Origin of the sequence: Streptomyces enissocaesilis, assembly GCF_039533765.1 — a bacterium.
GTDB classification, from domain to species: Bacteria; Actinomycetota; Actinomycetes; order Streptomycetales; family Streptomycetaceae; genus Streptomyces; species Streptomyces enissocaesilis.
This window is the reverse complement of the sequence record NZ_BAAAUD010000020.1, coordinates 1-24,746: the sequence shown is the minus strand read 5'-3', so window position 1 is coordinate 24,746 and position 24,746 is coordinate 1. Positions and strand designations below refer to the sequence as shown.

At 70.8% G+C, this 24,746-nt stretch carries 20 protein-coding genes and 1 pseudogene; 10 read left to right on the top strand and 11 right to left on the bottom strand.

Annotated elements, in window-relative coordinates; all coding sequences use genetic code 11:
- The first annotated feature begins 3 nt into the window (after positions 1-3).
- The 3 genes from ABD374_RS09735 to ectB are packed head-to-tail and all read left to right on the top strand — an operon-like array spanning position 4 to position 2,281.
- Positions 4-720: a hypothetical protein gene (locus ABD374_RS09735; RefSeq protein WP_344493522.1), complete on the top strand. Its 717-nt coding sequence runs from the start codon at positions 4-6 to the stop codon at positions 718-720.
- Entirely contained in the window at positions 717-1,034 is a 318-nt protein-coding gene (locus ABD374_RS09730; protein ID WP_344493520.1) for a hypothetical protein, read from the top strand. Before ABD374_RS09735 ends, ABD374_RS09730 begins: the two co-directional genes overlap by 4 nt.
- Entirely contained in the window at positions 1,031-2,281 is a 1,251-nt protein-coding gene (ectB, locus tag ABD374_RS09725; RefSeq protein ID WP_344493518.1) for a diaminobutyrate--2-oxoglutarate transaminase, read from the top strand. Before ABD374_RS09730 ends, ectB begins: the two co-directional genes overlap by 4 nt.
- Positions 2,282-2,491: 210 nt before the next feature.
- On the opposite strand, the pseudogene ABD374_RS09720 reads toward ectB, so the two are convergent.
- Positions 2,492-3,096: pseudogene (locus tag ABD374_RS09720) on the bottom strand (transposase); the annotation flags it as partial.
- A gap of 318 nt (positions 3,097-3,414) precedes the next feature.
- Here ABD374_RS09720 and ABD374_RS09715 point away from each other — a divergent pair.
- The 3 genes from ABD374_RS09715 to xdhC are packed head-to-tail and all read left to right on the top strand — an operon-like array spanning position 3,415 to position 8,148.
- Complete coding sequence (locus ABD374_RS09715) at positions 3,415-4,896, top strand: xanthine dehydrogenase small subunit (RefSeq protein WP_344493516.1); 1,482 nt, start codon at positions 3,415-3,417, stop codon at positions 4,894-4,896.
- Entirely contained in the window at positions 4,893-7,337 is a 2,445-nt protein-coding gene (gene xdhB / locus ABD374_RS09710) for a xanthine dehydrogenase molybdopterin binding subunit (protein ID WP_344493514.1), read from the top strand. The genes ABD374_RS09715 and xdhB overlap by 4 nt, the downstream gene beginning before the upstream one ends.
- A gap of 1 nt (position 7,338) precedes the next feature.
- On the top strand, positions 7,339-8,148 hold the full coding sequence (gene xdhC, locus ABD374_RS09705) for a xanthine dehydrogenase accessory protein XdhC (protein WP_344493934.1): 810 nt from the start codon (positions 7,339-7,341) through the stop codon (positions 8,146-8,148).
- Positions 8,149-8,789: 641 nt separating this feature from the next.
- Here the strand turns inward: xdhC and ABD374_RS09700 are convergent.
- Positions 8,790-9,623, bottom strand: coding sequence for an alpha/beta fold hydrolase (locus ABD374_RS09700; RefSeq protein ID WP_344493512.1), 834 nt, complete (start codon positions 9,621-9,623; stop codon positions 8,790-8,792).
- A 157-nt stretch (positions 9,624-9,780) separates the two neighbouring features.
- Complete coding sequence (locus ABD374_RS09695) at positions 9,781-10,392, bottom strand: CGNR zinc finger domain-containing protein (protein ID WP_344493510.1); 612 nt, start codon at positions 10,390-10,392, stop codon at positions 9,781-9,783.
- Between the two features lie 234 nt (positions 10,393-10,626).
- On the opposite strand from ABD374_RS09695, the gene ABD374_RS09690 reads away from it, so the two are divergent.
- Positions 10,627-12,045 (top strand): DEAD/DEAH box helicase, encoded by a 1,419-nt coding sequence (locus ABD374_RS09690; protein WP_344493508.1) that lies wholly within the window; start codon positions 10,627-10,629, stop codon positions 12,043-12,045.
- A 657-nt stretch (positions 12,046-12,702) separates the two neighbouring features.
- On the top strand, positions 12,703-14,247 hold the full coding sequence (locus tag ABD374_RS09685) for a pectate lyase family protein (RefSeq protein WP_344493506.1): 1,545 nt from the start codon (positions 12,703-12,705) through the stop codon (positions 14,245-14,247).
- 28 nt (positions 14,248-14,275) lie between these two features.
- Here the strand turns inward: ABD374_RS09685 and ABD374_RS09680 are convergent, their stop codons facing one another.
- From ABD374_RS09680 to ABD374_RS09660, 5 genes are all read right to left on the bottom strand, one after another.
- Positions 14,276-16,675 (bottom strand): ATP-binding cassette domain-containing protein, encoded by a 2,400-nt coding sequence (locus tag ABD374_RS09680; RefSeq protein ID WP_344493505.1) that lies wholly within the window; start codon positions 16,673-16,675, stop codon positions 14,276-14,278.
- A gap of 196 nt (positions 16,676-16,871) precedes the next feature.
- Entirely contained in the window at positions 16,872-17,282 is a 411-nt protein-coding gene (locus tag ABD374_RS09675) for a VOC family protein (RefSeq protein ID WP_344493503.1), read from the bottom strand.
- Positions 17,283-17,525: 243 nt separating this feature from the next.
- A complete protein-coding gene (locus ABD374_RS09670; protein ID WP_344493502.1) occupies positions 17,526-19,253 on the bottom strand; it encodes an acyl-CoA dehydrogenase family protein in 1,728 nt (575 codons plus the stop codon).
- A gap of 112 nt (positions 19,254-19,365) precedes the next feature.
- A complete protein-coding gene (locus ABD374_RS09665; RefSeq protein WP_344493501.1) occupies positions 19,366-19,923 on the bottom strand; it encodes a PadR family transcriptional regulator in 558 nt (185 codons plus the stop codon).
- A gap of 62 nt (positions 19,924-19,985) precedes the next feature.
- Positions 19,986-20,114, bottom strand: a complete 129-nt coding sequence (locus tag ABD374_RS09660; protein ID WP_344493500.1) for a hypothetical protein — start codon at positions 20,112-20,114, stop codon at positions 19,986-19,988.
- Positions 20,115-20,312: 198 nt separating this feature from the next.
- Between ABD374_RS09660 and ABD374_RS09655 the strand changes: the two genes are divergently transcribed.
- On the top strand, positions 20,313-20,657 hold the full coding sequence (locus ABD374_RS09655; protein WP_344493498.1) for an STAS domain-containing protein: 345 nt from the start codon (positions 20,313-20,315) through the stop codon (positions 20,655-20,657).
- A 124-nt stretch (positions 20,658-20,781) separates the two neighbouring features.
- Here the strand turns inward: ABD374_RS09655 and ABD374_RS09650 are convergent, their stop codons facing one another.
- Positions 20,782-22,368, bottom strand: coding sequence for a hypothetical protein (locus ABD374_RS09650; RefSeq protein WP_344493497.1), 1,587 nt, complete (start codon positions 22,366-22,368; stop codon positions 20,782-20,784).
- A 198-nt stretch (positions 22,369-22,566) separates the two neighbouring features.
- On the opposite strand from ABD374_RS09650, the gene ABD374_RS09645 reads away from it, so the two are divergent.
- Positions 22,567-23,412, top strand: coding sequence for a class I SAM-dependent methyltransferase (locus ABD374_RS09645; protein ID WP_344493496.1), 846 nt, complete (start codon positions 22,567-22,569; stop codon positions 23,410-23,412).
- A gap of 220 nt (positions 23,413-23,632) precedes the next feature.
- Here the strand turns inward: ABD374_RS09645 and ABD374_RS09640 are convergent, their stop codons facing one another.
- Both ABD374_RS09640 and ABD374_RS09635 read right to left on the bottom strand, forming a co-directional pair.
- Positions 23,633-24,070 carry an ATP-binding protein gene (locus ABD374_RS09640; protein WP_344493494.1) on the bottom strand — a complete coding sequence of 146 codons (438 nt, stop codon included), beginning with the start codon at positions 24,068-24,070 and terminating at the stop codon, positions 23,633-23,635.
- 154 nt (positions 24,071-24,224) lie between these two features.
- The coding region (locus tag ABD374_RS09635) for a sigma-70 family RNA polymerase sigma factor (RefSeq protein WP_344493492.1) at positions 24,225-24,746 on the bottom strand (522 nt) is incomplete at its 5' end.

The following is a 24,746-nucleotide window of genomic DNA, read 5'->3' as shown; positions in this document are numbered from 1 at the left end:
GTGATGGCCACGTTCCTCCGCCGTCGTTCGGCCGGCCTCATCCGCCCCACCGCCATCGTGGCCCCGGGTGTTTCCGTCACTGGAAGGGGAGGATTCCTCAGCCTCTTCCGCACCGTCGTCAGCCTCTTCCACACCGTCGTCCTGGCCGGCCACGGGCACCGGTCCCGCGAGATCACCACCGCCTCGGCGCGCACCGCGGCGACCGGCACGGCGGGAGCCGGGTTCTCCGGCCGGGTGGCCCGCAGGGTCAGCCTGCGCGGCGCTCTCCGGCCGAGCGCCGGCTCCACCGCGACCTGCGCGTACGCGGCGTCGGCCGCCCGTGGACCGGCTGCCCCCGGGCTGGTGGCCGCCGTGCTCGGCATGGGGGTCCAGGCTTCCGGGCCGGTGGCGCAGACGGTCGTCGGCAACGGTGCGGCGGCGGCCACGGCCTCGGTCACACCGTCCCCGTCGGCCCTTCCGGCCTCCTCGGCCGAGAGGCGGGGCGGGGCTGAGGCCGGCGAGCCGGGCGGACCGCGCGGGAAGCAAGGGCGGCAGACCGGCGCTTTCGCCCTGAGCATGCCCCACTCCGGCGAGAACGGTCAGCTCCGCCGGTGGCTGCCCACGCTGAACGCGCTTGTCGTCACCTTCTTCAAGGCACCGATGACCAGGGCCGCCGGCCGACGGCAGCGGCGTACCACCGCCGGCATGGCGCCGCGTGCGTCTGCGGAGGCTACGCCGTGAACGTGCTCGGTATCAGCGGGGGCGCGCTCTTGTGCGGTGTGCCGGTCCGGACACCGGGCGAGATGCTGCCGGCGCCGGTGGCCGCGGCAGACACGAGCGGGGCCGCTCCGCCCGGCGTCTTCGCCTTCGGTCCGGACCACCGGTTCACCTGGCTGCTGTGCGCGGCCGTGCTGCTGATCACCACACCCTGCCCGTACGCCCTGATCCCCCCGCCCCGCGCCGCCGTCACCCACGACGGCGATGGGCACCCCTGGGCGCCTTCTCCGTTCACTACGGCTTCCTTTTCCAGGTCCATCTCCGAGGAGAGATCATGATTGCCCCCACAATCGAATCCGAAGTCCGCAGTTACTGCAGGAACTGGCCAGTGGTGTTCGACCGGGCGCGCGGCAGCCGCATGTTCGATCGTGACGGCCGCGCCTATCTGGACTTCTTCGCCGGTGCCAGCGCCCTGAACTACGGCCACAACCACCCCGCGCTCAAGCGGGCGCTGCTCTCCTACCTCGAGCAGGACGGGGTTGCCCACAGCCTGGACATGCTGACCGTCGCCAAGGAGGACTTCCTCACCGAGTTCGCGGCGCGGGTGCTCGGCCCTCGCGGACTGGACTACCGGGTACAGTTCCCCGGTCCCACCGGTACCAACAGCGTGGAGGCCGCGCTCAAACTGGCGCGCAAGGTGACCGGGCGTCAGACGATCGTCGCCTTCACCGGTGCCTTCCACGGCATGTCGCTGGGTTCACTGGCCGTCACGGGGAACGCCGCCAAGCGCGCGGGTGCCGGCATTCCGCTCGGACACACCCTGCGCATCCCCTACGACGGCTTCTCCGGGGGCCAGGTGTCGGGGCTGAAGCTGCTGGACAGCATGCTCGCCGACAGCAGCAGCGGCGTGGATCTCCCCGCAGCCGTCATCGTGGAGACCGTGCAGGGTGAGGGCGGCGTCAACCCGGCCGGCGCGATCTGGCTCGCCGACCTCGCGGAGCTGTGCAGCCGCCGGGACATCCTCTTGATCATCGACGACATTCAGATGGGCTGCGGCCGCACGGGGCCCTTCTTCAGCTTCGAGGCCGCCGGGATCACTCCGGACATCGTCTGCCTGTCCAAGTCCATCAGCGGATACGGCCTTCCGATGTCCCTCACGCTCTTCCGCACCGAGTTGGACGTATGGCAACCGGGCGAGCACAACGGCACGTTCCGCGGTAACAACCCGGCATTCGTGACGGCAGCCGCTGCCCTGCGGGAGTTCTGGGCGGACAGCACCCTGGAGAAGCAGACCGAAGAACGGAGCGTCCTGTTCGAGGAGAGGCTGGGTGAGCTCGCAGACCGGCACGCGGAGCACGTAGCGGCGTCGCGTGGCCGTGGTCTGGTGTGGGGTCTGGACTTCCGGGAGCCGCACCTGGCCAGGCGGGTCGCTGACGCGGCATTCGCCCGCGGGCTCCTGGTGGAGACGTCGGGTTCCTGCGACGAGGTGGTGAAGCTCATGCCGTCCCTGACCTCGACGGACGAAGAACTGGCCGAGGGGCTCGGCATCCTGCGGGACTCGGTGGCGTCAGCCGTGGGTGGCTGAGCGCGCCCCCAGAGCCACAGCGGGGCTGCCGACGGATCCCCGCTGTGGCTCGTACCGGGCGGGCGGATCGCGGCTCTGGCCGAAACCGCAAGGAGTGCGAGCCGATCCGGTGCCGGAGCTGGTGCGCGACGCCCAGTTCCTACAGCGCCCACTGCGAAGGTCCTTCCGTTGGACGACGGCCGGGCAGCCGCCGCCCGCGCATCACTGCTGATGGAGGCGTGGCGCTTTGACGACCACCCCTGAGGCTTGTGCCCTGTGTGGTGGATTCGAGGAGTCGTGTGCGGCGGCGGAGGGCTGCGGTGAGAGGCGGGTCTCGTTCAGGACGCGCGTCTCGGAACCCGGCCCGCCCCGGTCCACGGGGCTCGGGCCGGTGAGTTCGCCCCTTTTCCAGCCCCGACCTGGGCGGAGTCCAGGAGTGCACGGGAGAGGTCGAGCCGACTGGCGCCGGCCCGGCGGTACAGGATCTCCTCGTACGGCCCGCCCCGCACACCGGCTCTGGACCAGATCATTACCTGCGGTGGGCCGTCGACTTCGAGATCCCGGAGCACGGCGGCAGAGCCCGCCGGGCGCATCCACCGACCAGAACGCGGACGATCGCCGCGGACAACGTCTCATCAGGCGTGTCCGCGTCCCCCTCCTGCGCCTCTCCTCCTGCGTCCCCCCTCCTGCGCCACCCCGCCCTGTGGCCGCACTCCCGACGGCGGGATCAGCGGTCCCGCGACCTCCCGCAGCCCGTCCGGAACAAGCCAACTCCGCGTACCCGCCCCCTGATCGGTCGGCGACCGGCCCTCACCTCTTGACCTCCGTGACCCCAGCCACTACTTTGCGGTAGACGCCGACCCATGACTACCGAAAGGAGGCGACCAGCGGATGTACACCAACTCTGATCTCGGTCGCCTCGCCCAGTGCACGGTCTGGGCTCCGGGTCAAATCGCGCACGGCTGCTGACCACGCCGTTCTGATGTGCCCGTCTGTGGCACATTCCGGGTTTCCCGTCACCATCTTCCGACACGTCGCTGTCGCATGCCGTTTTGCGCCCGCTTCTCTCACGTGGCGCGTTTGAGCACAGAAAGCTGCCCGAAATTGGCGAACATGATGAATCGACCCGTCACGCACCGGAACGAAGGCCTGTCATGGTAGCGGCGCGGATCAAGGTCAATGGGAAAGAAGCACCGATCTCACCGGCTGCGCCCCACACCACAACACTGGATTTCCTGCGCGAGCGTGGTCTCACCGGCACCAAGGAGGGCTGCGCCGAGGGTGAATGCGGCGCCTGTTCGGTCCTGGTGGCCCGTCCCGGGGTGAACAAGCCCACCGACTGGGTGGCGGTCAACGCCTGCCTGGTCCCGGTCGCGGCGCTCGACGGTCAGGAGATCATCACCTCCGAAGGGCTCGCCACCGTCGGCGAACCCGGCACCCGGCCCTCCCTGCACCCGGTGCAGGAGGAGATGGCGGTCCGCGGCGGCTCCCAGTGCGGTTACTGCACACCGGGATTCGTCTGCAGCATGGCGGCCGAGTACTACCGGCCCGACCGCTGCGCGCACGCGGACCCGTCCGGCGGCGCGGACTCGGGCGACAGCACCGACGCCGAGCACGGCCCGAACGGGTTCGATCTGCACGCGCTGAGCGGAAACCTGTGCCGCTGCACCGGCTACCGTCCGATCCGCGATGCCGCGTTCGCCGTCGGTACACCCACCGACGAGGACCCGCTGGCGCGGCGTCGCGAGCAGTCCCCGCCCGCACCGGTCGCCACCGAGTACACCCAGGACGACAGCGCGTTCCTGCGGAAGAACACCCTGGCCGAAACGCTGGAGTTGCTGCGCGAGCGGCCCGACGCGGTGGTGGTCGCCGGCTCCACCGACTGGGGGGTCGAGGTCAACATCCGTTCCCGCCGGGCGGATTGCGTGGTCGCCGTCGACCGGCTGCCCGAGCTGCGCGAGCTGCGCGTCGAATCCGACTCCATCGAGATCGGGGCGGCGCTGACGCTCACCGAGATCGAACGTCGTCTCGACGGCCGCGTCCCGCTGCTGGCAGAGCTGTTCCCGCAGTTCGCATCCCGGCTCATCCGCAACGGGGCGACCCTCGGCGGCAACCTGGGTACCGGCTCGCCCATCGGTGACAGCCCGCCGGCGCTGCTCGCGCTGGAGGCGTCGCTGGTGCTCGCCGACGCCGACGGTGAGCGCGAGGTCCCGCTGGCGGAGTACTTCACCGGTTACCGGCAGAGCGTGCGCCGTCCCGGTGAGCTGATCCGCGCGGTGCGCGTCCCGCTGCCGCTGTCGCCGGTCACGGCCTTCCACAAGATCGCCAAGCGGCGCTTCGACGACATCTCCAGCGTGGCGGTCGCTTTCGCGCTCGACATCGAGGACGGGACCGTCCGCAAGGCACGCATCGGCCTGGGCGGCGTGGCCGCCACCCCGATCCGCGCCCTCGCCACCGAGGCGGCCCTGGAGGGCCAGCCGTGGTCGGCGGAGACCGTCGAGGCCGCGGCCCGGGTACTGCGGGGTGAGGGCACGCCGATGGACGATCACCGCGCCAGCTCCCTCTACCGTTCCGCGATGCTCGGCCAGAGCCTGCTGAAGCTGCACGCACAGACCCCCGAGGCGGTGTCGTCATGAGTCATCTGTCCGAGCGTCCCGAAAAGCCCGTCGTCGGCCTCTCGATGCCGCACGAGAGTGCCTTCCAGCACGTCACCGGCACCGCGCTCTACACCGACGACCTGGTCCAGCGCACCAAGGACGTGCTGCACGCGTACCCGGTCCAGGTGATGAAGGCCCGCGGCAGGATCACCGCGTTGCGCACCGAGCCCGCGCTCGCCGTGCCGGGTGTGGTCCGCGTGCTGACCGGCGCCGACGTGCCCGGGGTCAACGACGCCGGCATGAAGCACGACGAACCGCTGTTCCCCGACGAGGTCATGTTCCACGGCCACGCGGTCGCCTGGGTGCTCGGCGAGACCCTGGAGGCGGCCCGGCTCGGTGCGGCGGCCGTCGAGGTCGAACTCGACGAACTGCCCTCCGTCGTCACGCTGCAGGAGGCGATCGCGGCGGGCAGCTATCACGGCGCCCAGCCCCTGATGGTGCACGGCGACACCGACGCGGGCTTCGCCGACTCCGCGCACGTGATCACCGGCGAGTTCCAGTTCGCAGGGCAGGAACACTTCTACCTCGAGACGCACGCGGCGCTGGCCCTGGTCGACGAGAACGAGCAGCTGTTCATCCAGAGCAGCACCCAGCACCCCTCGGAGACGCAGGAGATCGTCTCGCACGTGCTCGGTGTGCCCGCCCACGAGGTGACCGTGCAGTGCCTGCGGATGGGCGGCGGCTTCGGCGGCAAGGAGATGCAGCCGCACGGGTTCGCGGCCGTCGCCGCGCTCGGCGCCAAGCTGACCGGTCGGCCGGTCCGGTTCCGGCTCAACCGGACCCAGGACCTGACCATGTCCGGCAAGCGGCACGGGTTCCATGCCACGTGGAAGATCGGCTTCGACGCCGACGGCCGCATCCAGGCCCTCGACGCCACCTTGGTCGCGGACGGCGGTTGGAGCCTGGACCTGTCCGAGCCGGTCCTCGCCCGCGCACTGTGCCACATCGACAACACCTACTGGATCCCCAACGCGCGCGTCGCCGGTCGCATCGCCAAGACCAACACGGTCTCCAACACCGCCTTCCGCGGCTTCGGCGGACCGCAGGGCATGCTGGTGATCGAGGACATCCTGGGCCGCTGCGCGCCGCGGCTCGGCCTGGATCCCATGGAGCTGCGGGAGCGCAACTTCTACCGGCCGGGCCAGGGGCAGACGACGCCGTACGGTCAGCCGGTCACCCAGGCCGAGCGGATCTCCACCGTCTGGCAGAAGGTCAAGGAGAACGGCGGCATCGCCGACCGCAAGCGCGAGATCGCCGCCTTCAACGCCGCGCACCCGCACACCAAGCGGGCCCTCGCGATCACCGGCATCAAGTTCGGCATCTCGTTCAACCTCACCGCCTTCAACCAGGGCGGCGCGCTGGTGCTGATCTACAAGGACGGGTCGGTCCTGATCAACCACGGCGGCACCGAGATGGGCCAGGGCCTGCACACCAAGATGATGCAGGTGGCCGCGACCACGCTGGGCATCCCACTGCACAAGGTGCGCCTCGCCCCGACGCGTACCGACAAGGTGCCCAACACCTCCGCCACCGCCGCCAGCGCCGGGACGGACCTCAACGGTGGGGCGATCAAGAACGCCTGTGAGCAGTTGCGCGATCGGCTGCTGCGGGTGGCCGCCTCCCAGCTGGGTTCGAACGCGTCGGACGTGCGCATCGTCGAGGGCGTCGCGCGGGCCCTGGGCAGCGACAGGGAGCTGGTCTGGGACGACCTGGTGCGCACCGCGTACTTCCAGCGGGTCCAGCTGTCGGCGTCCGGTTTCTACCGGACCGAGGGGCTGCACTGGGACGCGAAGTCGTTCCGGGGCACGCCGTTCAAGTACTTCGCCCACGGCGCCGCGGCGACCGAGGTGGAGGTGGACGGCTTCACCGGTGCGTACCGCATCCGGCGCGTGGACATCGTGCACGATGTCGGCGACAGCCTGTCCCCGATGATCGACATCGGCCAGGTGGAGGGCGGTTTCGTGCAGGGCGCGGGCTGGCTGACGCTCGAGGACCTGCGCTGGGACACCGGCGACGGCCCAAACCGCGGCCGGCTGCTGACCCAGGCGGCGAGCACCTACAAGCTGCCGAGCTTCTCGGAGATGCCCGAGGAGTTCAACGTCACGCTGCTCGAGAACGCCGCCGAGGAGGGCGCGGTGTACGGGTCCAAGGCGGTGGGCGAGCCTCCGCTGATGCTGGCGTTCTCGGTGCGAGAAGCGTTGCGGCAGGCCGCCGCCGCGTTCGGGCCGAGCGGCGTCGGCGTCGAGCTGGCCTCGCCCGCGACGCCGGAGGCGGTGTACTGGGCGATCCAGGCGGCTCGCCGGGGCGATGCCTCCCGGGGCGGTGAAGCCGGCGACGGGCTCGCCACCGTCGGCCACGCCGGAAACGGGCTCGCCGACGGCACGCTCCGTACCGACGCCGAAGCATTGAGCGGTGCCTGACATGACATGGGTCGCCGCGGTCGCACGGTTGCGGGCACGCCGGGAGCCCGGCGTGCTGGTGACCGTCGCGACCGTGCGCGGCCATGCCCCGCGCGACGCCGGCGCGAAACTCGTGGTGGGACGGACCGGGACGTGGGGCTCGATCGGTGGCGGCAATGTCGAGGCCGTCTCGATCGACCGGGCCCGGGAGATGATCGCCGCGTCCACGCCCGAGCCGGAGCTGATGGATTTCGCCCTGAACGACAAAGTGACCAACCAGCACGGCGTGCAGTGCTGCGGCGGCACGGTCTCGGTGCTGCTCGAACCGCTGCCGGTGGTACGGGCGGTGGCGATCTTCGGCGTCGGACACGTCGGGCTGGAGCTGGCGCGCATCCTGGCACGCCAGGACCTCGACCTCCATCTGATCGACACCCGCTCCGACCTCCTCACCGAGGAGCGGCTCGGCGTGCTGGCAGACGCGGTGGCGCAGGTGCACACGCACCACACGCCGCTGCTGCCCGAGGAGGTGCTGGAGGAGTTGCCGCCCGGCACCCACGTCCTGATCATGACCCATGACCACGCCGAGGACGCCGCGCTGTGCGACGCCGCCTTGCGCACCACGCATCTCGGCTCCATCGGACTGATCGGGTCGGCGGCCAAGTGGGTGCGATTCCGCAAACGCCTCGCCACCGAGGGCGGCCACGACGAGGCCGCCATCGACCGGATCAAGACCCCGATCGGGCTGGCCGACATCACCGGCAAGGAACCCGCGACCATCGCCGTGAGCGTCGCCGCTGATTTGCTGTGCACCTTCGAGAGCGAGGGGAACTGACCCCCCGGACCCTTCCACCGGATCGACAGGGGTGCCCCGCGCTCGTGCGAACGCACGGATGCGGGGCACCCTTTCGGCACGACCGTGCCCGTCACTTCAGCAGGCATCGGCCTCACCGGGGCAGGAACCGGCTTGTCCCCTTCGACGCCCCGTACGTCATCTTGGGCGCGGTACTCAGCTGCAGGTCATGATCTTGCTGGTCGGAGCCGGTTGCGGAACGGGCGCGGCCACTGGTGATCATCGGTGCGCGACGACAGAAGACTCAGACGGTGGTCGCAGGCCACAGCATCTGTTGTCGGGGGCGAGTCGGGCCCCGGCGACGGTGGTCGCGAACGGATGGCTGCGCGGACTTGCGCTCGGTGGGATTCCCGAGCACGTTCTCCTGGGGGAACGCCGGAATCCGTACCGGCTGGGCATCGGCTGTGCCGGCCGGCTGCCGCTGACGTGTTTGGGTCAGGTGCGGTGTGCGGCCCACACGGTGCGTTCGGTGCGGACCGCGAGGTCGCTGCGGCGCAGGATGCTGCGGGGGCACGCTCACCCGCGGAACACGGGCGATGACCGCGTGGTCCTCGTCCCCGCGCAGGAACCGCGCCCGGGGGTCACGGAGCACGCGCCGCGGATTTCGCGGCTAGAAACACGCGTTACGGGAGAGTGCGGAGGAAGGTCAGCAGAGCGGAGGCCAGCACGGCGGGGGCGTCCAGGGGTACGAGATGTCCGGCGTCCGGGATCACGGTGAGCCGCGCTCCGGGAATGGCGGCAGCCAGTTCATGACCTTTGGCCATGGGAATCCAGGTGTCCTCCGCACCCCAGCACACCATGACCGGAAGGCTGATCCGCGGGTACAGCTCCTGGATTTCGTCCGTGTGCCGCTGATCGGCCTGCGCGATCTGCCGGTAGAAGGCGGCTCGGCCGTTCTCGTCCGACCAGGGTGCGACCAGTTGTTCGGCCGCCCCGGGACGCAGTCCCTGAAAACTTGCCGAGCTGATGTATGCGCGTACCAGCGCCCGGTGCAGCGGGAGTGGAAGCTGCTCGAACGTTTCGGCGTTCTGTCCCGCCAGGCGGAAGAACGGCGAGCCCCACGGCGCCAGAGCGACGGGGTCGACGAGGGCCAGTCCGCGGTAGGCGGCATTGTGCAACAGGTGGGCCCTCAGGGCGACGGCGCCGCCGAAGTCATGCGCGATCACGGCGGGGTCGGACAGCTGCCAGTGCTCCAGCAGTTGGGCGAAGACCTCCCCCTGTGCGGCCAGGGAGACGTCCTGCCCCTGGCGCTTCTCGGAGGAGCCGTATCCCGGCATGTCCCAGACGAACACCTGGTGCTGCTGTGCGAGCGCTTGTGCGGTTTCCCGCCAGATGAACGAGGAGAAGGGCGTGCCGTGCAGCAGTACGACGGGCTTCCCGTTCTCCGGTCCCTGCCGGTCCCACCGGACCGTACCGGACGTGCTGCGGAAGGTCTCTTTCAACTGCCGGTTGGTCAATGTCCTCACTCCTTCGACATGTGGGTCGCCCCAGCGCGTACCTTCTGCGGAATCGCCCGAGTGCCTGCTGCCTGTTGCCCGTGAAGCGGAGCGGCGTCATGGCCGCACACGGACGGGCTTGACCGTGCGACGGCCTTCGTTCGTCCGGCGGAGGGCTTCAGTGGTCGCGCGTCCGGCGTCCGGCGGCCGGTGCCTCGCCGCTCCGCTGCTGACGGGCGCGGTGGTTGGCGACGTTGAGGCGGTTGCCGCACAGGCCGGGCATGCAGTAACGGCGGCGCCCGGCCTTGCTGGTGTCGACGAACATGCCGCCGCACACCGGCGAGGCGCAGTGCCGGAAGCGGTCGTGGCTGAGGGTGTGCAGGACCCCGAGCAGCCCGGCGCCCACGACGACGGCGAGTTCGTCGGCGACGGAGGAGCGGGGCATGGTGGTGATGTGCCACTGCCAGCGGCCGTCGGCGTCCCGGAGCAGGGCCGGGCCGGTGGCCGCCCGCCGGACGAGCCGGTTCGCGCCGTCGGCGACCTCGTCCTCGGTGGCGGCCTCCAGCAGGGCGCGGGTCTCCCGGCGCAGGGCGTGCACCTGGGTGAGGTCCTCGTCGGTCGGCCGGCCGCCCCGGAACCCGGCGCCGAGGTGGAGGCCGTGTTCGTCGAGGAACCGCGCCAGAGCGGCCGGGTCGTGGAGGGCCTCGCCCGTGCTGACGCGTACCGCGGCTGAGGTGTTGACGAGATCGGTGGCCACCCCCGCCCCCAAGGCGTAATTCGAAAAAAGCACCTTCAAGCCTTACCTCACGCTACGGTAACCGGTGAAAGGCAACTATACCCCTTAGCTGGGCCGAGGGGGCGGTGTGAGCGTGAGAAGCGACCGCACCGAACGGCGGAAGCACCGCCGCGCCCGGCGCCCGGACGCCCGCTGATAAACTGGGGGCACGCTTCGACACCGCCGGGGCCCGTACCGAGGGGTACGGGCCCCGGCGCGTTCCGGGCGCCAGACCCAGGAAGGTTCCCCATGAACGCGAAGCCGCCGGCCCCCGGACTCTCCCGTACCGGCAAGCCCCAGCGGGCGACAGCGCCGCCGGGCGAACTCCCGACGCCGCAGCCGGCGGCCCCGGGCCTGCCGCCGGCCGAGTCCTTCGACGCGCTCGGGCTGCCGCCGGAGCTGGTGAGCACGATGGCCGGCCTCGGGGTGAAGGAGCCTTTCCCGATCCAGGCGGCCACTCTGCCCGACGCGCTGGCCGGCCGTGATGTCCTCGGCCGCGCCCGGACCGGCTCGGGCAAGACGCTCGCTTTCGGGCTTGCGCTGCTCGTCCGGATCGCCGGCCTGCGGGCGGAGCCGAAGCGGCCGCTCGCGCTGGTCCTGGTGCCGACCCGTGAACTCGCGCAGCAGGTGAGCGACGCGCTGACGCCGTACGCGCAGGCGCTGAACGTGCGACTGGCGACGGTGGTCGGCGGGCTGTCCATCAACCGGCAGGTGGCGCTGTTGCGGACCGGCGCCGACGTGGTCGTCGCGACGCCGGGGCGCCTGGCCGACCTGGTGTCGCGTCGGGACTGCCACCTGGGCCAGGTGCGGATCACGGTGCTGGACGAGGCGGACCAGATGTGCGACCTGGGGTTCCTGCCGCAGGTCTCGGACATCCTGGACCAGGTCCGCCCCGACGGGCAGCGGCTGCTCTTCTCGGCCACGCTCGACCGCAACGTCGACCAGCTGGTGCGGAGCCACCTGCACGACCCGGTGCCCGTCTCGGTCGACCGGGCGGCGGCCTCGGTCACCACGATGGAACACCATGTGCTGAACATCCACGCCGCCGACAAATACGCGATCGCGACCGAGATCGCCGCGCGGGACGGCCGGGTGCTGATGTTCCTCGACACCAAGGCCGGTGTCGACCAGTTCACCCGTCACCTGCGGGCCGCCGGTGTACGGGCCGCCGCCCTGCACAGCGGGAAGTCGCAGCCGCAGCGCACGCACACGCTCGCCCGGTTCAAGGACGGTGAGATCACCGTGTTGGTGGCCACCAATGTCGCGGCGCGGGGCATTCACATCGACGCGCTCGACCTTGTCGTCAACGTCGACCCGCCGGCCGACGCCAAGGACTACCTGCACCGTGGCGGGCGTACGGCACGCGCCGGGGAATCCGGGAATGTGGTCACGCTGGTCACCCCCAACCAGCGGCGCGATGTGAACCGGATGATGACCGACGCCCGCATCCGGCCGACTGTCACACAGGTGCGCTCCGGCGAGGAGCAGCTGACCGCCATCACCGGGGCGAAGCGCCCGCCGGTCGAGGTGAAGGGCAACAGCGGCAACGCCCCCTTCCGCGGCCTCGGCACCCGTCCGGGCCGCCCCGCGAAGGAGTCCCGCAAAGCCGCCGAGGTCCGCAAGACAGCGGAAGCCCGCGCGGCGGCCCGGGTGCGCAAGGGCCGCTGACGCCGGACGCGCCTGCCGCATCGCCGCCGCGAGCTGTTGTGGGAGGCGGCGGAGCGGGCGAGGCCGGGTGACGGGTGACGGGTGTCCGATCGGTCGCAGGCCGCCCGCTCCGGTCCAGGTGCCGGATGGGTGCCTCAGCCGACTCCTGGGTATGCGGGCCATCCTTCGCGATCGGCGCCTTGGCGTGCGTGCGGATGCGGCTGACACCCGTGTACGCGAAGTCCGCGTCCCTGGGGCGCCGGGTCCGCGAAAGCCTCCGCGGTCTTGTGCTCGCCGATGGCGCTGGGGTGGGTAGCGCCTTGGGATCCTGGCCGGATTCCGCAATCGGCCAGAACCTTGCCAGTCCAGCGGACGCCACCCTATGCTCGCGAATGGAAAGCGCTTTCCCCGGGTTGTGGGAGCCGTTCCGGTGGAGGCGGTCGCCGCGGCTTCTCGCGGCGGACGGCTGTTCGCGCCGCCGGCTCCGGCGGTCGCTGCGCAGGTGATGCCTGGCTGCCGGCTCCGGCGGTCGCGAAGGTCCGGGCCGCAGTGGAACCGCCGGCCCGATCCGTATCGAGAAGGGTGCTCGTGTCGGGTCGGCGGTCCCGATGACTTAGTGACATGAGCATGACATTCGACAGCGCCACTCAGGATTCGAAGACGAAAGGCGAGGCGAAGATGAGACGACCAGTCGCACTGCGACTCTATGCGGCGCTGGCCACGACGGCCCTTGCGGCCGCGGCCGGTGTGGTCCTGTCGGTACCCGAGGCGTCGGCGGCGACCGGCACCGCCACCGGCTACGCGACCCAGAACGGGGGGACCACCGGCGGGGCGGGCGGGCAGACGGTACGGGCCACCACGGGGACCGCGATCCATGCGGCCCTGTGCGGCCGGGCCAGCAGCAGCACCCCCATCACCATCCAGGTCGAGGGGACCATCAACCACGGCAACACCACCCAGGTGTCGGGCGGCAGTTGCAGCACCGCCGCCGGCGTGATCGAGCTCAAGCAGATCAGCAACGTCACGCTCGTCGGCGTCGGCAGCGGAGCCGTCTTCGACCAGCTGGGCATCCACATCCGCGACTCCAGCAACATCATCATCCAGAACGTGACCGTCCGGAACGTCAAGAAGTCCGGCTCGCCCACGTCCAACGGCGGTGACGCGATCGGCATGGAGAGCACCGTCCGCAACGTCTGGGTCGACCACACCACCCTGGAGGCGTCGGGCGGTGAGTCGGAGGGCTATGACGGCCTCTTCGACATGAAGGGCAACACCCAGTACGTGACTCTCTCCTACAGCACCCTGCGCAACTCCGGCCGCGGCGGTCTCATCGGCTCCAGCGAGAGCGACCTCTCGAACGGGTTCATCACGTTCCATCACAACCTGTACGAGAACATCGACTCCCGTACGCCCCTGCTGCGCGGCGGCATCGCGCACATCTACAACAACCACTACGTGAAGCTCAACGAGTCCGGCATCAACTCCCGGGCCGGGGCCCGCGCCAAGGTGGACAACAACTACTTCAAGGACTCCAAGGACGTCCTGGGCACTTTCTACACCGACGCGCCCGGCTACTGGCAGGTCGGCGGCAACATCCTCGACAACGTGACGTGGTCCGCCCCCGGCACCGACACCAAGCCGGCCGGCCCCGACCTCAAGTCGACCACCACGGTCAGCATTCCCTACTCCTACAGCCTCGACGCGGCGAGCTGTGTGCCGAGCATCGTCAGCGAGACGGCAGGCGCCAACAAGGGGCTGAAGGTCTCGAACGGCAACTGTTCGCCGCAGACGCCCACTCCCACCCCCACCGACCCGACTCCCACGCCGACGCCGACTCCCACGCCGACCCAGCCCGGCGGGACCAACCTCAGCATCGGCGCCGGCTCCGACGGCTCCAGCAAGGCCGACGGCACGAGCTACGGCAACGTGCGGGACGGTGACCTGAGCACCTACTGGTCGCCGACGGCTTCCACCGGTTCCGTCTCGATCAAGTGGGGCACTGCCACCGCCGTGTCCAAAATCAACATCCGCGAGGCGGCGGGCTCCGCGGGCAGCATCGGGTCCTGGAGGGTCGTCAACGCCGACACCGGAGCCGTCCTGGCCTCCGGCAGCGGTGCGGGCGTCATCACCTTCCCCCGCACCTCGCTGCACAAGATCACCTTCGAGGTCACCGGCTCGACCGGCGCCCCGAAGGTCGCCGAGTACGAGACCTACGCCGGGTAGCGGCGCACGGTGTCCGCGAGGACCTCGGTCAGGTGCCGACGTAGGCCGCGAGGTGCTCGCCGGTGAGGGTGGAGCGGGCGGCGACGAGATCGGCGGGTGTGCCCTCGAAGACGATCCTGCCGCCGTCGTGGCCGGCGCCGGGGCCGAGGTCGATGATCCAGTCGGCGTGCGCCATGACCGCCTGGTGGTGCTCGACGACGATGACCGACCTGCCGGAGTCGACGAGCCGGTCGAGCAGGCCCAGCAGTTGTTCGACGTCGGCGAGGTGGAGGCCGGTGGTCGGCTCGTCGAGTACGTAGACGAGGCGGTCGCCGCCCTTGGTGCCCATGTGGGTGGCCAGCTTGAGCCGTTGCCGCTCGCCGCCGGACAGCGTGGTCAGCGGCTGGCCGAGACTGACGTAGCCGAGCCCGACGTCGACGAGCCGGTCGAGGACGGCGTGGGCGGCCGGCGTGCGGGCCTCGCCGGCGCCGAAGAACTCCTCGGCCTCGGTCACCGACATCGCGAGCACCTCGCTGATGTCCTTGCCGCCGAGGGTGTACTTGAGCACCTCGGCCTGGAACCGCTTGCCCTCGCAGTCCTCGCAGGGGGTGGCGACGCCGGCCATCATCGCCAGGTCGGTGTAGACGACGCCGGCGCCGTTGCAGGTGGGGCAGGCGCCCTCGGAGTTGGCGCTGAACAGCGCCGGCTTCACGCCGTTGGCCTTGGCGAACGCCTTGCGGACCGGGTCGAGCAGCCCGGTGTACGTCGCCGGGTTGCTCCGGCGCGAACCCTTGATCGCTCCCTGGTCGACCGAGACGACCCCCGCCCCGGCGGGGACCGACCCGTGGATCAGCGAGCTCTTGCCGGAGCCGGCGACGCCGGTGACCACGCAGAGCACCCCGAGCGGGATGTCGACGTCGACACCCCGCAGGTTGTGCGTCGTCGCGCCGCGGATCTCCAGCGCGCCGGTGGGCTTGCGCACCGTCGCCTTGAGGGTGGACCGGTCGTCGAAATGGCGGCCGGTGACGGTACCGCTGGCCCGCAGCCCCTCGACGGTCCCCTCGAAGCAGACGGTGCCGCCCGCCGTACCGGCGCCGGGGCCGAGGTCGACGACATGGTCGGCGATCGCGATCGTCTCCGGCTTGTGCTCCACGACGAGCACGGTGTTGCCCTTGTCCCGCAGCCGCAGCAGCAGGTCGTTCATCCGCTGGATGTCATGGGGGTGCAGGCCGACGGTGGGCTCGTCGAAGACGTAGGTCGTGTCGGTGAGGGAGGAGCCCAGGTGGCGGATCATCTTGACGCGCTGTGCCTCGCCGCCCGACAGCGTGCCCGAGGGCCGCTCCAGCGAGAGGTAGCCGAGGCCGATCTCCACGAACGAGTCGAGGCTCTGCCGCAACGCGGTGAGCAGGGGCCCCACCGACGGCTCGTCGAGGCCGCGGACCCACTCGGCCAGGTCGCGGATCTCCATCGCGCACGCGTCGGCGATGCTGATTCCCCCGATCTTCGACGACCGGGCCCCCTCACCGAGCCGCGTGCCGTCGCACTCGGGGCAGGTGGTGAAGGTGACCGCCCGCTCCACGAACGCCCGGACGTGCGGCTGCATCGCCTCCTTGTCCTTGGACAGGAACGACTTCTGGATCTTGGGGATCAGGCCCTCGTAGGTGAGGTTGATCCCGTTGACCTTCACCTTGGTCGGCTCCCCGTAGAGGAAGTCCTGCATCTCCTTCCGGGTGAAGCCGCGGATCGGCTTGTGCGGGTCGAGGAAGCCCGACTGGGCGTAGAGCCCCACGGTCCACTGGCTGTCCGACTTCCAGCCGGGGATGGTGAACGCGCCCTCGGCGAGCGACTTGGAGTCGTCGTAGAGCTGGGTGAGGTCGATGTCGGAGACCGTGCCCCGGCCTTCGCAGCGGGTGCACATGCCGCCGGTGCGGTTGAAGGTCGCCTTCACCGTCTTCTTCGCGCCGCGCTCGACGGTGATCGCACCGCTGGCCCGGACCGAGGCGGTGTTGAAGGAGTACGCGCCGGGCGGGCCGATGTGCGGCTCACCGAGCCGGCTGAAGAGGATGCGCAGCATGGCGTTGGCGTCGGTGGCGGTGCCGACGGTGGAGCGGGGGTCGGCGCCCAGCCGCTGCTGGTCGACGGTGATCGCGGTCGTCAGTCCGTCGAGGACGTCGACCTCCGGCCGGGCCAGCGTCGGCATGAATCCCTGTACGAAGGCGCTGTAGGTCTCGTTGATCAGCCGCTGCGACTCCGCGGCGATCGTGTTGAACACCAGCGAGCTCTTGCCCGAGCCGGAGACGCCGGTGAACACCGTCAGCCTGCGCTTGGGGATCTCGATGCTGATGTCCTTGAGATTGTTCTCGCGCGCGCCGTGCACGCGGATCAGGTCGTGGCTGTCGGCAGCGTGCTGCGCGGGCGACTGCGTGTCCGTCCTCTTGGCCGTGCTCATCGTGTCTCCATCTGTGGGATCTGGTGGGCGGGACCGCTGCCGCGGTCTCCGGCTGCGTCGCCCGGCTCGATCCGGCCGGCTTCGAGCGGTACGTCTGGTTCTGCTTCGCCTTCTGCCGCGCCGGCCGGAACCGTGCCCGGCGCAGGAACCAAGGCATCCACGCCGCTGCGGTCCGTGACCGCGGCCGCCGGACGGCTCAGCGGAGTTCCTGGACTCGGATCAGGTTGCCCGCGGGGTCGCGGAAGGCGCAGTCGCGGATCCCGTACGGCTGCTCGGCCGGTTCCTGGACGACTTCGGCGTCACCGGCCCGCACCTTCTCGAAGGTGGTGTCGAGGTCCTTGGTGGCCAGCAGGATCCAGCCGTAGGTGCCCTTGGCCATCATCTCGACGATGGTGCGGCGCTCGTCCTCGGTGACGCCGGGGTCGGCGGCCGGCGGTGCCAGCAGGATGGAGGTGTCGGGCCGGCCGGCGGGACCGACGGTGATCCAGCGCATCTTGCCCTGTCCGACGTCGCTGCGGACCTCGAAGCCGAGAATGTCGCGGTAGAAGGCCAGGGAGGCGTCCGGGTCGTCGTGCGGGAGGAAGCTGGTGTGAATGGTGAGGTCCATGGTGGTCAGGCTAGGCGCGGCTCGGTGGCTCGCGCTTCTCGATTCCTGACCGGTCCTGGTCACCGTTTCGTCACGCACGACGGCATCCCCGCCGTCGCGCGGCCGACGTCTCACCGCCGGGCCGGGCCGTGACGGCCCGCCCCGAACCGCGCGGAGCCCTGTGGCCTCCAGCGGTCCGGGGCGGGCGGTCACCGGCGGGCATCGGGGCCCGCCGGTGACCGGTCGCCCCGTTGTTCCGTTGCTCTACGGCGCCATCTCGTACGCACCGGACAGTGCCTCGACGCGCTCCCAGACGCGCGCCGAGCGGGCGTCGTCGACGACCGGGCGCCGGACCGCGCCCAGCGCCCACTGCTGCTGTTCCACGGTGGCGGAGTCCTTGCCGTGCAGTTCGACGGCGTGCGCGGAGAAGTCGCGTACGAGCACGGCGAACAGTTCGTCGAGCACGTCCTCCTCCAAGCCGGTCAGGCGCGCCTGCTCCAGGATCAGCTGACCGTGCACGACCAGGGCGAACAGCTGGCCGACGGCGAGCAGGAGATCGAGGTCGCGGCTCTGCTCCTCGTCGGGGGCCGCGGTGGTGACGAACGCGCACAGGGCGTCCGCCTGCTCCCGGAACCGGCCGACATTGGGCACACCGGCATACGCGTCGTAGGCGGTGCGCCAGTCGTGGAAGCGTACGGAACCGAGACCGCGGGCCGGTCCCTGGCGGAAGAGGAACGCGTCGTCGGCCGCGTCGAGGCGCGTCGGCACGGGCGCGTACCCGGCCGGGTCCAGCAGGTGGTTGCGCATGAACTTGAGAATCAGCGCGAGGTTGACGTGGACCGTACCCTCCAGCTTCGGCAGCCCCCGGATCTCGACAGCTGCCTGGGCGAAGTAGGTGTCCTTCTCGAAGCCCTTGGCGGCGACGACGTCCCACATCAGGTCGACGACCTTCTCGCCCTCCGTGGTCACCTTCATCTTCGTCATGGGGTTGAAGAGGAGGTAGCGGCGGTCGTCGGGGCCGGCGGAGCGGAAGTAGTCGACGGCGCGGTCGCTGAACAGCTTCATCCCGACGAGCCGGACGTACGCGTCGGTCAGTTCGCGGCGCACGTGCGGGAAGGCGGTCACGGGGCGCCCGTAGAGGATGCGGTTGTGGGCGTGGGTGACGGCCTCGTACATCGCGTGCTCGCAGATGCCGATCGAGGCGGTGCAGAGGTTGAACTTGCCGACGTTGACGGTGTTGAGGGCGGCGTCGAAGGCGGCACGGCCGGTGTGCAGTACGTCCTCGGGACCGACCGGGTAGTCGTCGAGACGGAACTCGCTGACGTACTTCGAGGAGTCGACGACGTTCTTCACCAGGTGGTACGCCGGGTGGCGGCTGTCGGCGGCGAAGAAGACGTAGCCGTCGGGACCCTCGACGTCGGTGCGGCGGCCGAAGACGGAGACGAGCCCGGCGGTGTTGCCGTTGCCGATGTAGTACTTGGAGCCGCTCGCCCGGAAGCCGCCGGCACCGTCACTGTCCGGCTCCAGCAGCATGTCGGTGGAGTAGATGTCGGCGCCGTGGGCCTTCTCGGACAGGCCGAAGGCGAACACCTCGCCCGCCGAGAGGAGCTTTGCCGCGCGGCTGCGAGCGTCGGCGTTGTCGCTCTGCCAGACCGGGCCGAGGCCGAGGACGGTGACCTGCCACGCGTACCAGTAGTCCAGGCCGTAGAAGCCGAAGATCTCGTTGAGGGCGGCGATGCGCGCGGTGTCCCAGCGCTTGTCCTCCTGCCCGGCGGCGGCGGAGGCGGGGGTGAGGAAGGTCGCGAACAGCCCCTCCTTGGCGGAGAACGTGAGGAAGTCCGCCAGCCAGGCACGGGAGCGGTAGTCCTCGATCAGCTTGCGCTTGCCGCGGTCCTCGAACCAGTCGACGGTGGCGCGCAGCAGCCTGCGGGTCTCGGGGTCGAAGTGCGCCGGGTCGTAGGTGCGCGGGTTGAACAGCAGCGGGTCGGCCATGGTTGGTCGCCTTTCCGGCTTGGGAGGTGAGGATTCGGGAGCGGGGGAAGCTTCAGGTGCAGAGGGGTGAGCGGAGAGGCCGGGGCGGACGGGTGGCCCCGTCGGCGCCGGTTCAGCGCGCCGGACCGAGCCGGCGGAGGGTGACGAGCACGTCGTCGAGCCAGGCGAGCGTCATCCGTTCGTACGCGATGCCGCCGCGCAGCACGACGTGCTGGAGCTCCCGCCCCGCGTCGGGTGTCCCGGGAGCCCCGGGCCCGGTGAAGTCACGCCACTCCCCGGCGAGATAGTGCGTGAGCCGGTCGGTGTGTGCCTGATGGTGCCGCTCGACTTCGCGGATCAGCGCGGCGGGGTCGTCGAAGGCCGCGCCCCGGATCTTCACCGCGAGATCGTGCCGGACGCTCTCGAGTTCGATCGGCTCGTGCAGCCACTGGGAGAGGGCGGCCCGGCCGAGGGCGGTGACGGAGTACTCCTTCTTGTCCGGCCGGGTCTGCTGCGGCATCTCGCGGACGTCGATCCAGCCGTCGCCCTCCATCCGCTTGAGAACGCGGTAGATCTGCTGATGGGTGGCGGTCCAGAAGTAACCGATGGAACGGTCGAACCGCCGGGCCAGCTCGTACCCGGAGCCCGGCTTCTCGAGCAGGGAGACAAGGATCGCGTGTTCGAGCGCCATGTCCCGATCTTTCTATGCAACTTGTTGCATAGGCAAGCGGCTCGGCCCGGGTGAGACACGGCTCACCCGGGCCGGGCGGGGCCGTGGCGCCCACCCTCGCCCCAGGCGCCGTCCTGTCCGATCGTGGTGGTGGGGCCGGCGACGGCGATGTGCCCGACCGGGCCGGGCGCCGGCGGGGCGGACTCGGTCACGGGCTGCTGCCCGTACGCCGGTGGTGGTCACCTCCTCGGAGGAGCCCCGGCCTTCACCGGAGAGGCGCCGGAGGCCGGTACCGCCGTTCGCCTGCGCAGGGATCTCGCCGCGGAGCCGGGGTGGTCCTCTTCGCGGTCCCGGCGGGAAGATGGAAGCCGGACACACCGTCCGGTCCTGACCCGTTCCAGGGAGGTCTCATGGCAGATCACGCACAGGACCGCCGGGCGGGTGACGAGCGCCGGATCCGCCTTCTGTCCGTCGACGGGCCACGGGCCGAGCTGGCCCTCTCCGAGGAGGTGACCGGCGCCGTCGCCGCGCAGATCGAGGAGGTTCTGCTCGATCCGGCGCTGCGGGACGTCAGTGAATGGGTATTCGATCTGAGCCGGGTCCGGCAGCTGGACGCGATCTGCGCCTATGCCCTCGTCCGGCCGGTGACGGCGGCCGCGCCACCGGCCGCCGTACATATCCGGGGCGCCTCCAGGCAGGCCCGCCGGGCCCTGCACCGGACCGGTGCCGAGCATCTCCTGACGTTCGAGGACTGAGGCCGGCGGCCCGCGCGTGAACAGCACGTCCCGCCACGGGCGCCTGTCCCGCGTTTCGTTTCGGGGCGGGACCGGTCCGGTCGTTCGCAGGGACCGGCAGGGCCGGGCTCCGGGCGTGCCGCGGTCAGTCGTCCGCGGCAGTGACGAAGCCTCCCCTCACCGCGCCGCCGCGCGTCCCGGGCGCCTCCCGGCCGGGCGGGCGGGGGACAGGTGACAGATAGGCGCGGAAGCCGGCCCGACGGCCCAGGTCGGGAAGCGGGTGGACGCGCCACTCGCGGGCGTACGCAGGGGGGCGCCCCCCTGTGGAGACGAGGACCGCGACGGGCTGGTGGAGCGCCGTGGCGGCGAGGGCCCGCGGCGTGATGCTCCCGTCGTGACCGCTGGGCTGGCGGGAGGCGCAGCCGGTCCGGAACGCGACCCGGACCGCCTCGTCGCCGCTGATCACACACGGCGGGCGCACACCCTGGGCGCGCAGTTCGGCGGCGATCCGGGTGAGGTCGGCGGTGTCGCGCCGTACCCGGTTTGCCACCCCGTCGACCAGGGCGTACTGGATCGTCAGGTGGCCGGCGACGGCCACGGCGACGAGCCCGGCCGCGGTACGCCGCCACTGCGACCGGGGGCCGCACATCCGGACCAGGCACTGCGCCACGGGCAGGGCCAGCAGGGCGTACGCCGGCAGCAGGAAACGCGGCGCCGCGTACCCGACGGTGAACAGGTACGGCGCCGCCATCACCGCCCCCACCACCGTGGCCAGGGCGATCGGCGCGCGGCGCCCGGCACGGGCGGCGGCCCGCACACCGGCCGCGACGAGCAGGGGCAGCGCGAAGAACCAGAGGGCCGAGGCAGGGTAGCGCCAGGGCACGTCGCAGGGCCGGCACAGCGCACGGCCGCCCAGGGCCCGCACGTGGTCGTCGACGGCGAAGTACCAGCCCAGGTGGCCCTGGATCTCGCTGGCCCGCCGCAGCCGGGCGGCGAGACCCCCGTAGTGGGTGTACGCCTCGGCCACCCAATCGGCGCAGCCGAGGGCCACGCCCGCGGTCGCCACGACGACCAGCAGGGCCCGGCGCCGTGTACGCGGCATCACCAGGGCCGCCACGGCGAGCGCCAGGTACAGCCACCCCGCGTCGGACGGACGCATCAGCGCGGCGAACATCACCCCGGCCCCCATGCCGATCAGTGCCCAGTGGTCCCAGGGGTCCCGGGCGGCCCGCAGGAAGCACCCCACGGCGGCGAGGGCCCCGTACGCGACCCAGAGGTTGGGCATCGCCTGCGAGGCGTAGAACATCGTGACCCACAGGCTCGCGAACAGCGCCCCGGCGACCGCGAGCACGGAAGCGGGCAGCAGCCGCCGCCATACCCACAGCGCGAGGAACAGACCACCGCCGGCCAACAGGGCCATGTACACGCGGAGCGCCGCCGTCGAGGTCGTCAGCGCCGCGACCGGAGCGACGAGGTAGGTGATGCCCCGGGCCCGGGGCGCGCTGAAGAAGGCCGCCGGTGCCTGTGGGCTGACCTGGCTGACGTACACGCTCTCGTCCCAGCCGAGGCCGAGACCGGGCGCGACCAGGGCGAGGTGGGTGACCGCGAAGACAGTGGCGACGGCCGCCAGCAGGGGCAGCGGACGTGCGAACGCTCCGCCGGAGAAGCGGCGCGCACGCACCTCGCGCGGCACACGCTCCGGCGTACTGACGACGAAACGTATTTCCTGCATGGCCTGGCCTCGCTCGGGATACGGCGGGTGACGGTTCCCCGCCCTGTCCTCTCCACGCTGCGGGTGGTGGCGCCGGGCCCACCACGCGGGGCGGGGCACTCGGCTGAACGGTTCTCCCGAAGGAGTGAGCGGGCACATCCCGGCGCCCGTGGTTAGCATCCGACCAGGGGGCAAGCCACCGATGGCACGGAGGCCGTCATGCAGCAGACACCCGCTTCGCGCCTGTCGGCGAACCGTTCACGTCTCGGCCACAAGGTGCGGTACGCGCTGCGGCACCCGGGGCGCGTGGCGCCCTACCTGCGCCGGGCGGGGCGGGACAGCTGGCTGCGGCTGCGGCACCGGGGAAGCCATGTCGCGTACTACCGGGCCGTGATGGCGTCCGACACGGCCCGCAGTCCCGAGGCGGCGGTCGGCGGCGGCCCCTCGCACGAGCGCTGGCTGGCCATCGGGCAGATGCAGTACGACTACCTGCTGGGGCACGGGCTGACGTCGCAGGACCGGATGCTGGAGATCGGCTGCGGCAACCTGCGCGCCGGCTGGCGGTTCATCGAGCACCTGCGGCCCGGCCACTACTACGGGATCGACATCTCGCCGGACATCCTCATCGAGGCCAAGAAGACGCTGGTCCGCTACGGGCTTCAGGCCAGGGTCCCGTACCTGACCCCCGTCGAGGACCTGAAGCTGGACTTCCTTCCCGACGCCTGGTTCACGGTGGTGCACGCCCACAGTGTCTTCTCGCACTCACCGCTCGAAGTCATCGACGAATGCCTCGCGCACGTCGGGCGGGTGCTGGCGCCCGGCGGCTTCTTCGACTTCACCTTCGACCGCACGGAGGGGGCCGAACACCAGGTACTGGGGGAGGACTTCTACTACCGTACGGAGACGCTGACCCGGCTGGCCGCCAAGCACGGCCTCGTCGCACGCTTCATGGACGACTGGGAGCGGCTGCCGCACGGCCAGTCCAAGCTCCGGGTCACCCACCCCGTGGCCGAGCGGGCGCCCGGTCCGGCCGGGGAGGCCGAAGTGCCGGCGGGGGAGTTCTGAGGCGAGCCCACCGTGTCTCACGTGATTCGGCCCCCGGAGGAGCCTGCCCGGCCTTCCTGGCTTCCTGGGCCGGCGCCGGTTCCTTCTGCCGTTCCGGCGAGGCCCTGATCCCGCTCCGGCACTCGGCCGAGGGCTTGGACGCCGAGGTGACCGGCCAGTCAGGATGTGCGGGTCCCAGTCGGCGTGCGGACAGCCGCCTCCCCTTGATCACCACCCCTGATCACCACGGGAGGAAGACGTGCACGGTCTTGCCGCCCGCCTCCGGAACGATGATGGTCTGTTCGGCGAGCGTGTTGATCAGATGCCAGCCCACCCCGCCACGGCCGGCGAGGTCGAAGGGCCGTGGCCGGGGTGCGGTGGGATTGACGTCGGTCAGGGAGACGTGCAGGGTTCCGGTCGTGGTCGCCCGCAAGGTCAGGGTGAAGGGCCCGGGGGCAAAAGCGAACGCGTTCGAAGCCAGTTCGGTGACGACGAGCAGTACGTCGTCGTGCGCGTCCGGAGCCGCGGGCGGATGGGCGCGAGCAAGGCCGTAAAGGAAATCCGAGGCCCGGTCGCGGGCTTCGCTCACGTCGCTCAACACACCCTCGAAGTGCCAGCTCTGTTGGATGTTCATGGTGGTCAGCAGGCTCGTTTCCGAATGATCCCGGTCAGCAGCCACATTTCGCTCCTTCGTCCCGTCGGAACCTGGAGCCTTACGGGCTGCCCGATCTTTCGGTACTCATGCCGATGACCCGCATCTGCACATGAATGACCCACATCTACACATGACGCGCACAGCCGGTGAGGACGGTCGGAACCAGGCATGCGGCGCGTCAGGCCAGCATGCCGGTGCGGAGCTTGGTCAGGGTGCGGTTGAGCAGGCGGGAGACCTGCATCTGGGAGACGCCGAGTTCGGCGCCGATCTGGGACTGGGTCATCTCCTGGCCGAAGCGCATGGTGAGGATGCGGCGTTCCCGCTCGTCGAGGCGCGCCAGGAGCGGGGCCAGGGTGTGGAGGTCTTCGACCGTCTCCATGGCGGCGTCCGGCTCCCCCAGCACGTCGGCCAGCGCACGGACCTGGGACTGGCCGGCCTCGGTGTCCGTGGGCGTGTCGAGGGAGCCGGCGGTGTAGCCGTTGGCGGCCACCAGGCCCTCGACGACCTCGTCCTCGGTGAGCCCCAGATGCGTGGCCAGTTCCTTGACGGTCGGCTCGCGGTCCAGGCCGGTGGCGAGCTGCTCCTTGGCCTTGGTGATCTCCACGCGCAGTTCCTGCAAGCGCCGGGGCACGTGGACGGCCCAGGTGGTGTCGCGGAAGAACCGCTTGATCTCTCCGACGATGTAGGGCACGGCGAAGGA

Excerpts from the sequence above, each read along its gene's own strand:
- ABD374_RS09685 (WP_344493506.1), top strand. The coding sequence starts at position 12,703 with ATGAGACGACCAGTCGCACTGCGACTCTATGCGGCGCTGGCCACGACG.
- xdhB (WP_344493514.1), top strand. The coding sequence starts at position 4,893 with ATGAGTCATCTGTCCGAGCGTCCCGAAAAGCCCGTCGTCGGCCTCTCG.
- ABD374_RS09665 (WP_344493501.1), bottom strand. The coding sequence starts at position 19,923 with ATGGCGCTCGAACACGCGATCCTTGTCTCCCTGCTCGAGAAGCCGGGC.
- ABD374_RS09690 (WP_344493508.1), top strand. The coding sequence starts at position 10,627 with ATGAACGCGAAGCCGCCGGCCCCCGGACTCTCCCGTACCGGCAAGCCC.
- ABD374_RS09715 (WP_344493516.1), top strand. The coding sequence starts at position 3,415 with ATGGTAGCGGCGCGGATCAAGGTCAATGGGAAAGAAGCACCGATCTCA.
- ABD374_RS09675 (WP_344493503.1), bottom strand. The coding sequence starts at position 17,282 with ATGGACCTCACCATTCACACCAGCTTCCTCCCGCACGACGACCCGGAC.
- ABD374_RS09680 (WP_344493505.1), bottom strand. The coding sequence starts at position 16,675 with ATGAGCACGGCCAAGAGGACGGACACGCAGTCGCCCGCGCAGCACGCT.
- ABD374_RS09670 (WP_344493502.1), bottom strand. The coding sequence starts at position 19,253 with ATGGCCGACCCGCTGCTGTTCAACCCGCGCACCTACGACCCGGCGCAC.
- ABD374_RS09655 (WP_344493498.1), top strand. The coding sequence starts at position 20,313 with ATGGCAGATCACGCACAGGACCGCCGGGCGGGTGACGAGCGCCGGATC.
- ABD374_RS09650 (WP_344493497.1), bottom strand. The coding sequence starts at position 22,368 with ATGCAGGAAATACGTTTCGTCGTCAGTACGCCGGAGCGTGTGCCGCGC.
- ABD374_RS09645 (WP_344493496.1), top strand. The coding sequence starts at position 22,567 with ATGCAGCAGACACCCGCTTCGCGCCTGTCGGCGAACCGTTCACGTCTC.
- xdhC (WP_344493934.1), top strand. The coding sequence starts at position 7,339 with ATGACATGGGTCGCCGCGGTCGCACGGTTGCGGGCACGCCGGGAGCCC.
- ABD374_RS09735 (WP_344493522.1), top strand. The coding sequence starts at position 4 with ATGGCCACGTTCCTCCGCCGTCGTTCGGCCGGCCTCATCCGCCCCACC.
- ectB (WP_344493518.1), top strand. The coding sequence starts at position 1,031 with ATGATTGCCCCCACAATCGAATCCGAAGTCCGCAGTTACTGCAGGAAC.